Source organism: Kitasatospora sp. NPDC058190 (assembly GCF_042883685.1).
Lineage (GTDB): Bacteria > Actinomycetota > Actinomycetes > Streptomycetales > Streptomycetaceae > Kitasatospora.
Window position 1 is genome coordinate 21,766 of record NZ_JBHVVI010000033.1, and the last position, 13,566, is coordinate 35,331.

At 71.1% G+C, this 13,566-nt stretch carries 14 protein-coding genes, 1 tRNA gene and 1 other RNA gene; 11 read left to right on the plus strand and 5 right to left on the minus strand.

Annotated elements, in window-relative coordinates:
• Window positions 1–13 precede the first annotated feature (13 nt).
• The gene (locus ACFVWU_RS17370) at window positions 14–271 is read right to left on the minus strand and encodes a hypothetical protein (RefSeq protein WP_387621206.1); all 258 of its coding nucleotides are present in this window, start codon (window positions 269–271) and stop codon (window positions 14–16) included.
• A 305-nt stretch (window positions 272–576) separates the two neighbouring features.
• Here ACFVWU_RS17370 and ACFVWU_RS17375 point away from each other — a divergent pair, with 305 nt between their 5' ends.
• Complete coding sequence (locus tag ACFVWU_RS17375) at window positions 577–1,983, plus strand: hypothetical protein (protein WP_387621208.1); 1,407 nt, start codon at window positions 577–579, stop codon at window positions 1,981–1,983.
• Between the two features lie 23 nt (window positions 1,984–2,006).
• Complete coding sequence (locus ACFVWU_RS17380; RefSeq protein WP_387621211.1) at window positions 2,007–2,582, plus strand: GNAT family N-acetyltransferase; 576 nt, start codon at window positions 2,007–2,009, stop codon at window positions 2,580–2,582.
• A 726-nt stretch (window positions 2,583–3,308) separates the two neighbouring features.
• Here ACFVWU_RS17380 and ACFVWU_RS17385 read toward each other — a convergent pair.
• Complete coding sequence (locus ACFVWU_RS17385) at window positions 3,309–4,859, minus strand: DnaB-like helicase N-terminal domain-containing protein (RefSeq protein ID WP_387621215.1); 1,551 nt, start codon at window positions 4,857–4,859, stop codon at window positions 3,309–3,311.
• Window positions 4,860–5,065: 206 nt separating this feature from the next.
• Between ACFVWU_RS17385 and ACFVWU_RS17390 the strand changes: the two genes are divergently transcribed.
• From ACFVWU_RS17390 to ACFVWU_RS17400, 3 genes are all read left to right on the plus strand, one after another.
• Entirely contained in the window at window positions 5,066–5,638 is a 573-nt protein-coding gene (locus tag ACFVWU_RS17390) for a helix-turn-helix domain-containing protein (RefSeq protein ID WP_387621218.1), read from the plus strand.
• Window positions 5,639–5,973: 335 nt separating this feature from the next.
• Window positions 5,974–6,279: a helix-turn-helix domain-containing protein gene (locus tag ACFVWU_RS17395; RefSeq protein ID WP_387621221.1), complete on the plus strand. Its 306-nt coding sequence runs from the start codon at window positions 5,974–5,976 to the stop codon at window positions 6,277–6,279.
• A gap of 10 nt (window positions 6,280–6,289) precedes the next feature.
• Window positions 6,290–7,534, plus strand: coding sequence for a tyrosine-type recombinase/integrase (locus tag ACFVWU_RS17400; RefSeq protein ID WP_387621224.1), 1,245 nt, complete (start codon window positions 6,290–6,292; stop codon window positions 7,532–7,534).
• Window positions 7,535–7,608: 74 nt separating this feature from the next.
• Here ACFVWU_RS17400 and ACFVWU_RS17405 read toward each other — a convergent pair whose 3' ends face one another.
• Both ACFVWU_RS17405 and ACFVWU_RS17410 read right to left on the minus strand, forming a co-directional pair.
• Window positions 7,609–8,322: a cation diffusion facilitator family transporter gene (locus tag ACFVWU_RS17405; protein ID WP_387621227.1), complete on the minus strand. Its 714-nt coding sequence runs from the start codon at window positions 8,320–8,322 to the stop codon at window positions 7,609–7,611.
• Window positions 8,319–8,681, minus strand: a complete 363-nt coding sequence (locus tag ACFVWU_RS17410; protein ID WP_387621230.1) for an ArsR/SmtB family transcription factor — start codon at window positions 8,679–8,681, stop codon at window positions 8,319–8,321. The genes ACFVWU_RS17405 and ACFVWU_RS17410 overlap by 4 nt, the downstream gene beginning before the upstream one ends.
• A 53-nt stretch (window positions 8,682–8,734) precedes the next feature.
• Between ACFVWU_RS17410 and ACFVWU_RS17415 the strand changes: the two genes are divergently transcribed.
• Window positions 8,735–8,902, plus strand: a complete 168-nt coding sequence (locus tag ACFVWU_RS17415) for a hypothetical protein (RefSeq protein ID WP_387621233.1) — start codon at window positions 8,735–8,737, stop codon at window positions 8,900–8,902.
• A gap of 81 nt (window positions 8,903–8,983) precedes the next feature.
• On the opposite strand, the gene ACFVWU_RS17420 is transcribed toward ACFVWU_RS17415, so the two are convergent.
• Window positions 8,984–9,068, minus strand: a tRNA-Ser gene (locus ACFVWU_RS17420).
• Window positions 9,069–9,178: 110 nt separating this feature from the next.
• On the opposite strand from ACFVWU_RS17420, the gene ffs reads away from it, so the two are divergent.
• From ffs to ACFVWU_RS17445, 5 genes are all read left to right on the plus strand, one after another.
• Window positions 9,179–9,269, plus strand: an RNA gene (ffs, locus tag ACFVWU_RS17425) — signal recognition particle sRNA small type.
• Window positions 9,270–9,360: 91 nt separating this feature from the next.
• Window positions 9,361–11,523, plus strand: a complete 2,163-nt coding sequence (locus ACFVWU_RS17430) for a DNA polymerase III subunit gamma and tau (protein ID WP_387621236.1) — start codon at window positions 9,361–9,363, stop codon at window positions 11,521–11,523.
• Between the two features lie 66 nt (window positions 11,524–11,589).
• A complete protein-coding gene (locus ACFVWU_RS17435) occupies window positions 11,590–11,928 on the plus strand; it encodes a YbaB/EbfC family nucleoid-associated protein (protein ID WP_380612906.1) in 339 nt (112 codons plus the stop codon).
• Between the two features lie 247 nt (window positions 11,929–12,175).
• A complete protein-coding gene (gene recR / locus ACFVWU_RS17440; protein WP_355668740.1) occupies window positions 12,176–12,775 on the plus strand; it encodes a recombination mediator RecR in 600 nt (199 codons plus the stop codon).
• Complete coding sequence (locus tag ACFVWU_RS17445) at window positions 12,768–13,460, plus strand: DUF5063 domain-containing protein (protein WP_380612905.1); 693 nt, start codon at window positions 12,768–12,770, stop codon at window positions 13,458–13,460. Before recR ends, ACFVWU_RS17445 begins: the two co-directional genes overlap by 8 nt.
• Window positions 13,461–13,566: the final 106 nt, after the last annotated feature.

Below are 13,566 nucleotides of genomic sequence, written 5' to 3' on the forward strand. Positions count from 1 at the left end.
CGACTCGCGCGGATCAGCCGGCGCGATGCTGCGGGCAGGTGCAGGCGGGCCAGACCTCGATCCGGGCGACGTACTCGTCGGGGCCCGGGTAGGCGCTGGTCACGCCGGAGTCGTCGTAGCGGGTGCCGTCCTGGGCGACCCTGAAAGTGCGGACGGTCAGACCCGGGCGATGCTCGGTGCGAGTGACGCGGCTTTCTTCGGCAGCTGCGTTTGTCTCGGTATCCGCCAGGGACCGCGCTTCGGCGGTGTGTTCGGTCGTGGCGTTGTCCATCGGATCCCTCCCACCTCGATCTCACGCTTCGCTGTCGGTTGTGCGCGGATTGCGAAGGCTGTTCAGCATGGCGGCGGGCGGTTGGGCATGGATACGACATCGCCACCGTCATGGCGGCGTCGTCGCCGGAGCTGGTTTGTGCGGCAGACGGCGTCGTGCGTCATGACCGCCGTCATGGCTGCCGTCATCTGGCCCGTACGGCCCTCGAACGCGTTTCCTGCCGCCTGGCCAGGGCTATCGTCAGAGCAGACGAACGGGGACGGAGAGGATCCGCAGTGGTCGAAACTCCCACACTCTTAAGGGTCTTGACGCTGCAGCGGCACTGGCAGGTCTACGAGACCTTCCGCCTCCGGTTCGAGGCGACCGCGAACTCGGCCGCCGAGCAGGAGAACGACCCCCGGCTCCGGGGCTTGTCGGTCTCCAAGCGGCAGTTCGAGCGCTGGTACGGCGGCGCGGTGAAGACCCGTCCCTACCCGGACCAGTGCCGAGTGCTGGAGGCCATGTTCGGTGTCAGCGTCGTGCAGCTCCTCGCGCCCGCACCGACCGCTTCGCTGCCTGCGCCCGCAACCGCAGCCTCGTTCGTCGTCCCGCCGCCACGGCCGGTCCCTGCCCTCCTCCCCTCCGAGCAGGCAGTGGTACTGCCTGCTGGTGGCCCGTCCAACAGCGAGACCCGCTTCGACGCGGGCACCACGGAATTGGAAAGGCAGGTCGCAATGGCGGCTCGTCGTGCACTTCGGTTCACCGCGATGGCGGAGGGCAGCAGCATCGGCCCGGAGACCCTGGGACAGATCCACGACGAGGTACGGCGGCTGACCGTCGCCTACCCGAAGCTGGCGCTGCCGACCCTGCTCGGCGACCTGGTCGAGGTACAGGACCTCACCTTCCGGCTGCTGGAGCACGGCCGGGTCAAGCCCTTGCAGGCCCGCGAGCTGTACCTGCTCGCCGGGATCACCTCCGGCATGCTTGCCAAGGCCAGCCACGACCTGGGCAACCCGAGCGCCGCGATGATGCAGGCCCGCACCGCCTTCGTCTGCGCCAACAACGCGGACCACCACGCCATGCGCGCCTGGGTCCGCTCGCTCCAGTCGCTCATCTCCTACTGGGCTGGCCGCCCGGCTGAGGCCGCCGACTACGCCGACCTCGGGCAGGCTGCCGCCGGCAGCGTCCGGGGCACCACCAGCGTGTGGCTGGCCTGTCTCTCCGCCCGCGCCCACGCGCTCCTCGGTGACGGGGAAGCCACCCGCGCCGCCATCCAGCGCGCCGAGGACGCTCGCGCCGCCGTCCAGCCCGACGACCTGGACGGCTTCGGCGGCATCATGACCTTCCCGGAGCCCCGCCAGCTCTACTACGTAGCCGAGGCCACCGTGCACCTCGGCGAAGACGCAGCCCTCGGCGAAAGCCAGTCCGAGGCCGCCGTCGCCGCCTACCGCACCGCCTCCGAGGAGGAGTGGGCCTTCGGCGACGAGGCCGGCGCCCAGACGGACCTCGCGCTCGCTCGCCTCGCCCGCGGCGAGATCGAGGGCGTCGCCGAGGCCGTCCGCCCCGTGCTCGACCTCCCCGTCGAACAGCGGAACTTCGGCATCACCAGCAGTGCCCAGCGCGTCCACGCCGCGCTGCCCTCCGGCGGTCGACGGGCCACCGGCGTGGCGGCCGACCTGCGCGAGGAGATCGAGGCGTTCACCGCCAGCCCGACGTCCGTCCTCATCCGGTGAACGCGCAGGTAGGCTCCGCGGCCATGACCCCAGTTCACCTGGCCGGCCCCCGCCTGGCGATGCGCGAAGTCGAACCCGAGGACACCGAAGACCTCTTGGCCATCTACGGCGACCCCGAGGCCACCCGGCACCTCAGCTTCGAACCCCGCACCCGCGAGCAGGTCCAGGCGATCACTGACCGCTCCATCGCCGCCGCGAACGCCAGCCCCAGGACCGAGTACTGCCTGGCCATCACCCGCCTTGGCGAGCACCAGCTGATCGGGTATGCCCGCCTGGCCACCGAGCCGCAGAAGGCCGCCACCATCGGCTTCGCCCTCCACCAGGCCGAGTGGGGCAAGGGTCTCGGCACGGAAACCGTGCACCTTCTGTGTGCCCTCGGCTTCAACGTCCTCGGCCTGCACCGCATCTGGGCCGCCCGGTCACCCCTCAACGAGGCATCGGCGCGCACCCTGCTGCGAGCCGGTATGACCGAGGACGGGCGGATCCGCGACCACGTCTTCGTTCACGGCGCCTGGCGCGACTCGATCACCTACTCGATCCTGGAGCAGGAGTGGTCGCCGAACGGCGTGATGGGAATCGCCGCCGATCACGAGAGCTGAGTCCTCGGGGATCTGTGCCTATGGGTCTGGTGGCGCAGCACCTCTGCGGCCTTCCCGCTGGCGCTTCGCTCCGGGGTCTGTCCTCGCACCCCTGGGCGAGGGCAGATGCATGCGGAGGGCGGTGAGACCGTCCGGTGCGACAACTTGCTCCGTCAGGAGCGAGCCGGGGTAAGGATGACTTACCCCACAACTTGCTCCGGCTTCCGGCGGTCTGACCTGGGTTCGGTCGCAGGTGATCTCATGTAGCCAGGAGCTGCCGATGCGCTGGCAGTGCTGTTCCTGGCCTTATGCAGAGCAGGTCAGGGGACGTTACGGCGTGCGGTGGAAGCTCGGAAATCTGCTTGAAGGCAGGGCGTTCACGGCGGGGCGTACACGCGAGCCCCCTTCTAGAGGGGGGCTCGCGCGTGAACGCTGGGTCGCGTGGACGGTATGTACGCCTTCGTGATCGCTCTGCCTGCGATTCCTTCGTCGAGCGTGGACGGTGTGAGCAGCTCTCGCAGGGTCCTGTGCGGAAGGCGCGCGTGGACGGTCCCGTGTGCGGTCCACGCCCGGAAGGTGCCCCGTGGTGGCGATGGTCTGCCTGTTCACCGGCGGGCTGGTTGCGGCGGTTGGTGCTGCCCGCTGGCCGACGCGGTCACCCCGGTCACTGCGGTCGGTCAGTACGACGGACTGACCGGGGACGCGGTCACTGCGCTGTCCCCGGTCACTCCTGTCACCGCGTGGCGGTCAGGAGACGGCGGCGATGTGCCGGGCGGACGGGCGGTAACGGGCCTGCTGGCCGCCCCCGGCGCCGCCGGCGGTGCCTTCGGCCTTGACCGCCAGCCCGCTCTTGACCAGGCGGTCAAGGTGGCGACGGGCCTTCTCGATGTCGGCGCGGTCGGGATTGGCCTCGCCGGTCAGGGCGGTCGCCAGGTCACGGGCGGTCAGACCGTCCGTGGCGGCGCGCAGGAGGGTGACCGGGTCCAGGGTCGGCTCGACGTAGGTGGTTCCGCGCTGGTGGTCGTGGACGACCGGCAGCGGGCCGATCTCGCCGGTCACGGTCTTGAGGTGGTGAATGGTGACCGCCGGGTCGCCGGCCTCTCCGGCGATGAACAGGACACTGCCCGCTCCGGCGGTCAGCCAGGTCGAGCCGTACACGCGGTCCAGGGTGGGGCGCTGGCCGCGTGGCGCGTCGGCGGTGGCCTTGCGCTGGTGGTGGAGCTCCATGATCTGGACGCCTGCGCGCAGGGCCCGCATGCGGGCGTTGTTGAAGGCGACGGCCAGGGAGTCGTCCACGAGGGTGCTGACCGCGTCCTTGAGGCTGTCGATGACGATGGTGTCGGCGCGATGGGCGGCGGCGAGTTCGGCGAGGAGGTCGGGTTCCTTGTCCAGGGTGGCGGGGAGCGGTCCCTGCCACACGGTGAGGCGGTCGCGCAGGTGGGCCTCGTCGGCAGGCAGAATGCGGCGGGCCATGGCGCGGGCGATCTGCTGGGGGCGGTCCATGGCGAGGTAGAGAACGCGTTCTCCCTCTGCGACGGGGAGATCGAGGACGGCGGCCTGGAGGCCGAGACGGGCGAGGACGACCTGGTGGGCGATGGTGGTCTTGCCGACACCCGGTGCTCCGACGATCATCAGGCTCTCGCCGGAGGCCCAGGCGGTCTGTTCGCGGGTGCCCCACAAGGGTTCCTTGTCCGCGCCCGTCTTGGTGACGAAGTCCCAGCCGTTGACGATGTAGCGGGACAGGCGGCTGCTGCCGGAGGCCAGGGCGCGTTCGCGCTCGGCACGGATCTCGGTCTCGACGGCCGTGCGGATCTCGTCCGGGTCGGCGCCCGGAGTCAAGGCTCGCTGGACCGTGCGGATGCCGGTGGCGTGCAGGGTCCGCAGCTGGGCGTCGCGGCGCACGATCTGGGCGTAGTGGTCGGCGTTGTCGGCAGAGGGCGGCGCGACGGCGACGAGTTTGTGGAGGTACGGCGCGCCCCCGATGCGGGAGAGATCTTCCCTTGCCCGCAGGTGGTCGGTGAGGGCGATGGGGTCGGTGGGCGCGTCCTCGGCGCGCAGGGCCAGGATCGCGCGCCAGATGGTCTCGTGGGCGGGCCGGTAGAAGTCGCCCGCGTCCAAAATGCCGCGGACCTTATCCACCGCCTGGTGGTTCAGCATGCAGGCGCCGAGGACGGCCTGTTCGGCGTCGACGTTGTGCGGCGGCTCCCCGGAGGTGGGGCCGGCATGAGCGTTCGACGCGCCGCCCGCTCGCCCGTCGAGGGATGACGGCTTTGACGGCGGGGCCGTAGGCTTGTCCACAGCGGTGTCCTCACTCGGAGGCGCTGGGCGGCTACCCGGTTCCTCCGTTGTCGACTGTTCCAGGGATGGGCGGTTTCGAGGTTCTGCTTCGGCCCTCGGCGTTCGTAGCGCCGGGGGCCTTTGTGTTGTCGCGATGCCGGGTGGCTAGCCCGGCTCCGCGATGCGGTTCGGCTTGGTTGCGTTTCGCTTTGCATCACGTTAACGTCGTGCTCGACGCATTGCAAATGGGCTTAATGACGATGCATGGAGGGTTGACCGTGGCTGGCGCGGATCCAAGACAGCGACTGGAAGGGGAGGAGAACGTCGCCCGGCGCATCAAGATGGAGCGCGAGGCGCGCGGGTGGAGTACTGCCACGCTCGCCGAGCGGCTGACTGAGGCCGGCTATCCGCTCAACCAGTCGGCGGTGTGGCGCATCGAGAGCGGCGAACCTCGCCGGAGAGTCAACCTGGACGAGGCCATCGGCTTCGCCAAGGTCTTCGACATCTCCCTGGACAACCTGGTCGGTCCGCCCGAGATCGCCGCGAACGCTCACGTGAAGCGGCTGCTGGCCGAGTTCGCCGAGAGCTGGCAGAAGTCCGTCGCGGCTCGTAAGGAGATGGACCGTGCCCGCGACGCCCTCGATGCCTATGGCGCCGCCCATCCGAACCTCGCCGAACTCATCAGAGCGATGATCACCCGGGTCGTGGCTGACGAGGCCGGTGACGACTACCGCTTGCCCGGCCTTCCTCCTGGCTCGTCCGACTCCCAGGGTCTCGCTGACCCGGGAGTCGCGACATAGTCCGTCGCTCCCGACTGCTGCCCTGGCCACTTGAGGGCACCTGCTGCACGCTGCTGGGCTCGCACGTCACTCCTGCCGCTGATCCGATGATGACCGGCATCATGCTGGACGTCCGGTGGTTTGGTGCGGCCGGAATCAACCGCTAACGTCCCCTCCCGCCGGTCCGACCACGGGCTTTGCCAGCCCATGGAGCCTCGACCAGTCATGCCTTCCGCGACCCCTCGGTGCTACGAACGCCGGAGGTCACCACGCGGATCCGTACATCCGAATCGCCCATCCCTGGGACATCGACAACGGCGGTGCATAGCCGAAAGCGCCGCCGGGATAGGACACCCATGTCCGAAACGCCGTTGGAGCTTGCCCGAGTGGCCCATGCCCTCGGGACCACAGAGCACGTTCTCCTCCGCCTGATCGCAGATCAGGGCCGTGTTGCAGCCGACCCCACGCTCGTCGCGCTCACCGTCGAGGAAGCCGCCCGGCGCCTCGGTGTCGGCCGCACCACGATGTACGCCCTCGTGGCGTCGGGCGAGGTGCCGTCCGTGACGATCGGCCGCCTCCGCCGAGTGCCCGCCGAGGCGCTCAAGGAGTACGTGGCCGCCCGTACGCAAACCGCCGGTTCGACCGCCGCGCTCGCGGCCTGAGGGGGAACCGATGGCGAACACCCGCAAGCCCAACGGCGACTCCTCGATCTACGAAGGCAGCGACGGCCGCTGGCACGGCCGCGTCACGGTCGGCGTGAAGGACGACGGAACCCCGGACCGCCGCCACGTCAGCGCCAAGACCCGCCCCGAGGTCACGGCCAAGGTCCGCAAGCTGGAGAAGCTGCGCGACGACGGCACCGTGCCCAAGGCCGGCCAGAAGTGGACGGTCGGCAAGTGGTTGACCCACTGGATCACCGAGATCGTCCCCGGCACCGTCGGCGAGAACACGTACGCCGGATACGAGGTCGCCGTCCGCGTGCATCTCGTCCCCGGCCTCGGCGCGCACCGCCTGGAGAAGCTGGAGCCCGAGCACCTGGAGCGCTTCTACAAGAAGATGCAGGCCGCCGGCAGCGCCGCCGGTACCGCCCACCAGGCCCACCGCACCATCCGTGTCGCCCTCGGCGAGGCCCTGCGGCGCGACCACCTCACCCGCAACGTGGCCACGATCGCCAAGGCCCCGAAGCTCGAAGAGGAAGAGGTCGAGCCGTTCGAGATCGAGGAGGTCCAGGCGCTCATGGACACGGCGCGCAAGCGCCGCAACTCCGCCCGCTGGATCTTCGCGCTCGCCCTCGGCCTGCGTCAGGGCGAGGTGCTCGGGCTCCAGTGGAAGGACGTCAACTTCGCCCGAGGCGTCGCCTGGGTCAAGCGCGGCAGGCTGCGACCCAAGTACCGGCATGGCTGCGGCGACCGCTGCGGGCGCAAGCCCGGCTTCTGTCCGCAGAAGGTGCCGATCCGCCGCGAGACCAAGGACACCAAGTCCCGGGCCGGGCGACGCGCGGTGCCGCTGCCCGAGCAGCTCGTCGTGATCCTCCGGATGCACAAGGAGGAGCAGGACCGCGAGCGGGCCCTCGCACGCGACCTCTGGACGGACAAGGGCTACGTCTTCACCTCGGAGACCGGCGAGCCGCTCAACCCCAGCACCGACTACCACCACTGGAAGCGGCTCCTGCGCGAGGCCGGCATCCGTGACGGCCGCCTGCATGACGCCCGCCACACCGCCTCGACCGTCCTGCTCCTGCTCGGCGTGCCGGAGCGGATCGTGATGGCGATCATGGGCTGGTCCTCGACCTCGATGGCCCAGCGCTACCAGCACGTCACCGAGCCGATGCTGAACGAGGTCGGCAAGAAGATCGGCAAGGCGCTGTGGGGCGAAGCCGAGCTCGACACGGAAGACCCCGGCGAGGTCGCTGCCTGAGTTCACGCCTGCTCAGGTGGCTGACCACAAGGGCCCAACGCCGATGTGGCGTTGGGCCCTCGCTGGTCACTTCCTCAGCAGCCGCACTCCTCGCCGCGCCAGGCTTCGACGCCCTCGCGGACGGCGAGGCCGGCGACCAACAGGCCGACGACGGGGTCGAGCCACCACAGGCCGAACAGGGTGTTGGCGAGCAGGCCGACCAGGACGGCGGCGGCCAGATAGGCGCACAGCAGGTTCTGGGTGCCTTCACCGGAGGTGGCGCCGGAGTCGAGCACCTTGCCCAGACGGCGCTTGGCCTGGCCCAGCAACGGCATGACGATCAGCGAGGAGACGGCCAGCGCGATGCCGAGCCAGCTGGTGGACGGCTTGTCGCCTTCGGCGAGGGTGGTGACGGCGTCGTAGGCGATGTACGGGGCGAGCAGGAAGAACGTGACGGCCACGGCCTTCTGCGCTCGGCCCTCGGCAGTCTCTGACAGGGTCCGGGAGCCGCTGAACCGCCATACGACGATCACTGATGCCAGGCCCTCGATCAGTGAGTCGAGGCCGAAGCCGAGCAGGGCGACCGAGCCGGCGAGCACGGCGGCGGTGATGGCGACTGCGCCTTCGAGTCCCATGTAGGCGAGCGACAGCCAGGACAGTTGCTTGGCCTTCCGGGCAGCCTCGTGCCATTCGGCACTCTTCTCGACCTGGGGGCGGCAGCAGGCGTCGGTGCAGCCGGGGGCACAGTGGCACCCGCTCGGCTCCGTCGCCGGGGCCTGGGCGGCCGGGAGGGTCTGGTCGGTGCTCACTTGTCGTCCTCGCAGGTGCCGTAGGTGGGGCAGAGTGCGACCGCGTCGCCGGTGTCGGCGAGCACGGTCTCGGCGGCGGCCAGCAGCCCGATCAGGGAGGGCTGGGCGAGGGAGAACATCGAGGCCCGGCCGACCGGGCGGGAGTCGACCAGGCCGCAGTCGCGCAGGCAGGCCAGGTGCTTGGAGACGGTGGACTGGGCCAGGCCGAGCTGGTCGACCAGGTCGACCACGCGGGCCTCGCCGGTCGCCAGCCGTCGCACGATCGCCAGCCGGGCCGGGTCGCCCAGCGAACGGAAGAGCGCTGCGGCCGGTGCCAGCGCATCCCGCCCGCCAGCCATCTCTGGAGCTATCATCGCCATATTGCGATGATAGAGCCTGTGGCGGTCAATAGGCCGTGAGGGACAGTCCGCCGGTGAACGACGCGATCGATGCCCGCTCGGTGGCGCTGGCCGGCTTCGGCCTGGACTCGCTGATCGAGCTCGGCGCCTCCAGCGTGGTGGCCTGGGAGCTCATCGAGGTCCCTGGTGGTTGCCGGGGCCTTGCCGCAGAGCGGGGCGGCGTGGCCCAAAATCCCGACTGAGACCAAAACTGAGACCAGGACACGAAGAAGGCCCCGACCGGGAACCCGGTCGGGGCCTTCAACTGCCTTGCTAGGCAAAGGCGGAGGATACGAGATTCGAACTCGTGAGGGGTTGCCCCCAACACGCTTTCCAAGCGTGCGCCCTAGGCCTCTAGGCGAATCCTCCGTGGGAGAGCTTAGTACATGTTTCGGGGTGCTCGCGACCAGCTATCCCGCAGGCCGGAGGTGGGGGTGGCCTGTGGATCGTCGGGGCCAGGATCCGGTAGTGTGGGTGTCAGCCCCTCGTGTGGCGTCATCTCTCTGAACCCCCCCAGGGCCGGAAGGCAGCAAGGGTAGGAGGGCTCTGGCGGGTGCACGGGGGGTCTTTGCGTTCCCCGGGCCGTGCGGGTTCGGGCGGAGCGGGGCCCGGGGGTGAAGGGGCGACGCGTTTGTCGGTCCGTCCCGATATCGTCGGGGGTGTGTCCCTAGCCCTGTACCGCCGCTACCGCCCCGAGACCTTCGCGGAGGTCATCGGGCAGGAGCACGTGACCGCTCCGCTCCAGCAGGCCCTGCGCAACAACAGGGTCAACCACGCGTACCTGTTCAGCGGGCCGCGCGGCTGTGGCAAGACGACGAGCGCGCGCATCCTGGCCCGCTGCCTGAACTGTGAGCAGGGGCCGACGCCGACGCCCTGCGGGGAGTGCCAGTCCTGTCGGGACCTCGCGACCGGCGGGCCCGGCTCGATCGACGTGATCGAGATCGACGCGGCCTCGCACGGTGGTGTGGACGACGCGCGCGAGCTGCGCGAGCGGGCCTTCTTCGCGCCGGTGCACAGCCGGTACAAGATCTTCATCCTGGACGAGGCGCACATGGTGACCTCGGCCGGGTTCAACGCGCTGCTCAAGGTGGTCGAGGAGCCGCCGGAGCACCTCAAGTTCATCTTCGCGACCACCGAGCCGGAGAAGGTGATCGGGACGATCCGGTCCCGTACCCACCACTACCCGTTCCGGCTGGTCCCGCCCGGCACGCTGCGCGACTACCTGGCGGACGTCTGCCGCCGCGAGGAGATCCAGGTCGAGGACCCGGTGTTCCCGCTGGTGGTGCGGGCCGGCGCCGGCTCGGTGCGTGACTCGATGTCGGTCATGGACCAGCTGCTGGCCGGTGCCGCGGACGACGGCGTCACCTACCAGATGGCGACCGCGCTGCTCGGGTACACGGACTCCGCGCTGCTGGACGAGGTGGTGGACGCCTTCGCCGCGCACGACGGGGCGACGGTGTTCCAGGTGATCGACCGGGTGGTCGAGGGCGGGCACGACCCGCGCCGCTTCGTCACCGACCTGCTGGAGCGGCTGCGCGACCTGGTGATCCTCGCCACGGTGCCGGACGCGGGGGAGAAGGGGCTGATCGACGCCCCGGCGGACCGGGTCGCGGTGATGCAGGCGCAGGCGGACGCGTTCGGCGCGGCCGAGCTGAGCCGGGCGGCGGACATCGTCAACACCGGGCTGACCGAGATGCGCGGCAACGCGGCGCCCCGGCTGCAGCTGGAGCTGATCTGCGCCCGGGTGATGCTGCCGGGCGCGTACAGCGACGAGCTGTCGCTGCAGGCGCGTCTGGACAAGCTGGAGCGGCGGGCGGCGGCCGGCGGGTTCGCCGCCGCGGCGGGAGTGGCGCCGATGGCCGCTCCCATGGCTGCTCCGATGGGCGTCCCGTCGATGGAGGCGCCCGCGCCCGTCGCGGCCCCGGCCCCGGTGGCCGAGGCCGTCGCGCCGCCGGTGGCCGCCCCCGTGCAGCCCGCCCCCGTGCAGGCCCCGCCGCCCCCGGCCCCCGCCGGGCCCGCGCCGGGCGCCTGGCCGATCCCGCGCAGCTTCCCGCCCGCGGGAGGCGCTCCGGCCCCCGCCGCCCCTCCCGCGTCGCAGCCGCAGGCCGCCCCGGCGCCCGCGCCCGTCGCGGCACCGGCCCCCGTGCCCACGCCCGCCCCCGCCCCCGCGGTGGCCGCCCCCGGCGGTCAGCCGTCCGCGGCCGCGCAGCAGGGCGCCGCGCAGGTCCGGCAGCTGTGGCCGCAGATCCTGGAGGCGGTGAAGAACCGCCGCCGTTTCACCTGGATCCTGCTCAGCCAGAACGGCCAGGTGGCCGGGTTCGACGGCAGCGTGCTCCAGGTGTCGTTCATCAACGCCGGAGCCCGGGACAGCTTCGTCGGCAGCAACAGCGACGACGTGCTGCGCCAGGCGCTGGCCGACGCGTTGGGCGTGGACTGGCGGATCGAGTGCATCGTCGACCCGTCCGGCGGTGCCGGCGCGGCCCCGAGCGCCGCCCCCGCCGGTGGCGGCTGGGGGGCCCCGGCCCGTCCGGCGGCCGCCGCGCCGCCGATGGCCGCCCCCGCCCCCGCGCCGGCCCCGGCGCCGGTCCAGCAGGCCCCCGCCCCGGTGCGGCCCCAGCCCCAGGCGCAGGCCCCCGCGCCGGTCCAGGCCCCGCCGCCCGCGGCGGCGCCGCAGGCCCGTCCGGTGCAGTCGGTGGCCCCGGAGGACGACATTCCGGAGGAGGACGACCCGGACCTCAACGAGGAGGCGTTCTCCGGTCAGGAGCTGATCATCCGCGAGCTGGGCGCCACGGTGCTGGAGGAGATCCACCACCGCGGCAACTGAGCGGGCCCCGGGCCCGTAGGCTCGGCGGTGACGAACGACGAACCGCATGACAGCAAGGAGTGAGCCGTGTTCCCCGGTGGCGGTCAGCCCAACATGCAGCAGCTGCTCAAGCAGGCGCAGAAGATGCAGGAAGAGCTCGCCAAGGCCCAGCAGGAGCTGGCCGAGGCGAAGGTGAACGGTACGGCGGGCGGCGGCCTGGTCGAGGCCACCGTGACCGGTTCCGGTGAGCTGGTGGCGCTGACCATCGCCCCGGCCGCCGTCGACCCGGAGGACACCGAGACCCTGGCCGACCTGATCCTGGCGGCCGTTCGGGACGCCAACCAGGCCGCCCAGAAGATGCAGGCCGAGCGGATGGGCCCGCTCACCCAGGGCCTGGGCGGCGGCATCCCCGGTCTGCCGTTCTGATCTGACGCAGGTCTGCGTCGCAGGTCGGCAAGCACGTCTGCGCCGCAGTTCAGGGCACAGACAGGACAGAGGCAGAGCACGGGCCAGGGCGCCGATCAGCGCCCGGTCCGTACAGCAGACGGTCTGGAGTTCACACGACAGACCAATGTGATTTCTGTGGGAGTCGGGCGTCGGGCGGTGTGTCCGGCGCCCGATTCGTTGGATGATGGCACGGGAGCACCACCGACCATCCGAGGGAAGGCGCGACGTGTACGAGGGCGTGGTTCAGGACCTGATCGACGAACTGGGCAGGCTGCCCGGCGTCGGGCCCAAGAGCGCGCAGCGGATCGCCTTCCACGTGCTGCAGGCCGACCCGACGGACGTGCGCCGCCTCGCGCACGCGCTGCTGGAGGTCAAGGACAAGGTCCGCTTCTGCGTGGTCTGCGGCAACGTCGCGGAGGCCGAGCAGTGCCGGGTCTGCCTGGACCCGCGCCGCGACCTCGGCGTCATCTGCGTGGTCGAGGAGCCCAAGGACGTCGTCGCCATCGAGCGCACCCGTGAGTTCCGCGGCCGCTACCACGTGCTGGGCGGCGCGATCAGCCCCATCGAGGGCGTCGGCCCGGACGACCTGCGCATCCGCGAGCTGCTGTCGCGCCTCGCGGACGGTACGGTCACCGAGCTGATCCTGGCCACCGACCCCAACCTGGAGGGGGAGGCGACCGCCACCTATCTGGCCCGGCTCTGCAAGCCGATGGGCCTGAAGGTGACCCGTCTGGCGAGCGGACTGCCCGTCGGCGGGGACCTGGAGTACGCGGACGAGGTCACCCTCGGCCGCGCCTTCGAAGGGAGACGACTGCTCGATGTCTGACCGGACGATCAACCAGCAGCCCCACGGGGAGCCCGAGACCCACGCCCCGCACACCCACGGCCACGGCTCGGAGCCGGACGACTTCGCCGTGCAGATCGCCGACTCGGTGGAGAGCTTCGTGCTCGCCGTCACCGAGGTCGCCAAGGGCGACGAACCGGGCAGCGCGGTCTCGCTGCTGCTCCTGGAGGTCTCCCAGCTGCTGCTGGCCGGCGGCCGACTGGGCGCCATCGAGGACGTCGTCCCCGAGGACCGCTTCGAGCCCGACGCCGGTCCCGAGCCGGACGGCGAGCAGCTGCGCGAGCGCCTCGCCGCGCTGCTCGCGCCGATCGACGTCTACCACGAGGTCTTCGACCCGTACGGCCCGCCGGAGAAGCCGAACGCCTTCCGGATCTCGGACGACCTGGCCGGCGTGGTCAGCGAGCTCCAGCACGGCCTGACCCACTACCGCGAGGGCCGGGTCAGCGAGGCGCTGTGGTGGTGGCAGTTCTCGTACCTCTCCAACTGGGGCACGACCTGCACCGCGGTGCTGCGGGCGCTGCAGTCGCTGATCGCCCACGTCCGGCTGGACAGCCCGATCGGCGCGGTGCCCGACGGTGCGGACACCGACGACGACGGCCTCACCGACGAGCAGCTGGAGCAGCAGGCCGGCGATCTGATGGCGGCCGAGCTCGGTCTCGGGCGGTAAACCGTCCGGGCGGCGGGCCGCGGCGCGCATGTGACGAAAGCCTCAGCCGTCCGCCCGGAAGAGAAATCCGGCCGTGGCGGCGTCCATTCGTCCGACGATTCTTCGG

Bases quoted from the DNA above. Each gene is read 5' to 3' on its own strand.
- ACFVWU_RS17380 (WP_387621211.1), top strand. From the start codon at position 2,007: ATGACCCCAGTTCACCTGGCCGGCCCCCGCCTGGCGATGCGCGAAGTC.
- ACFVWU_RS17410 (WP_387621230.1), bottom strand. From the start codon at position 8,681: ATGGCGATGATAGCTCCAGAGATGGCTGGCGGGCGGGATGCGCTGGCA.
- ACFVWU_RS17445 (WP_380612905.1), top strand. From the start codon at position 12,768: ATGTCTGACCGGACGATCAACCAGCAGCCCCACGGGGAGCCCGAGACC.
- ACFVWU_RS17370 (WP_387621206.1), bottom strand. From the start codon at position 271: ATGGACAACGCCACGACCGAACACACCGCCGAAGCGCGGTCCCTGGCG.
- ACFVWU_RS17400 (WP_387621224.1), top strand. From the start codon at position 6,290: ATGGCGAACACCCGCAAGCCCAACGGCGACTCCTCGATCTACGAAGGC.
- ACFVWU_RS17395 (WP_387621221.1), top strand. From the start codon at position 5,974: ATGTCCGAAACGCCGTTGGAGCTTGCCCGAGTGGCCCATGCCCTCGGG.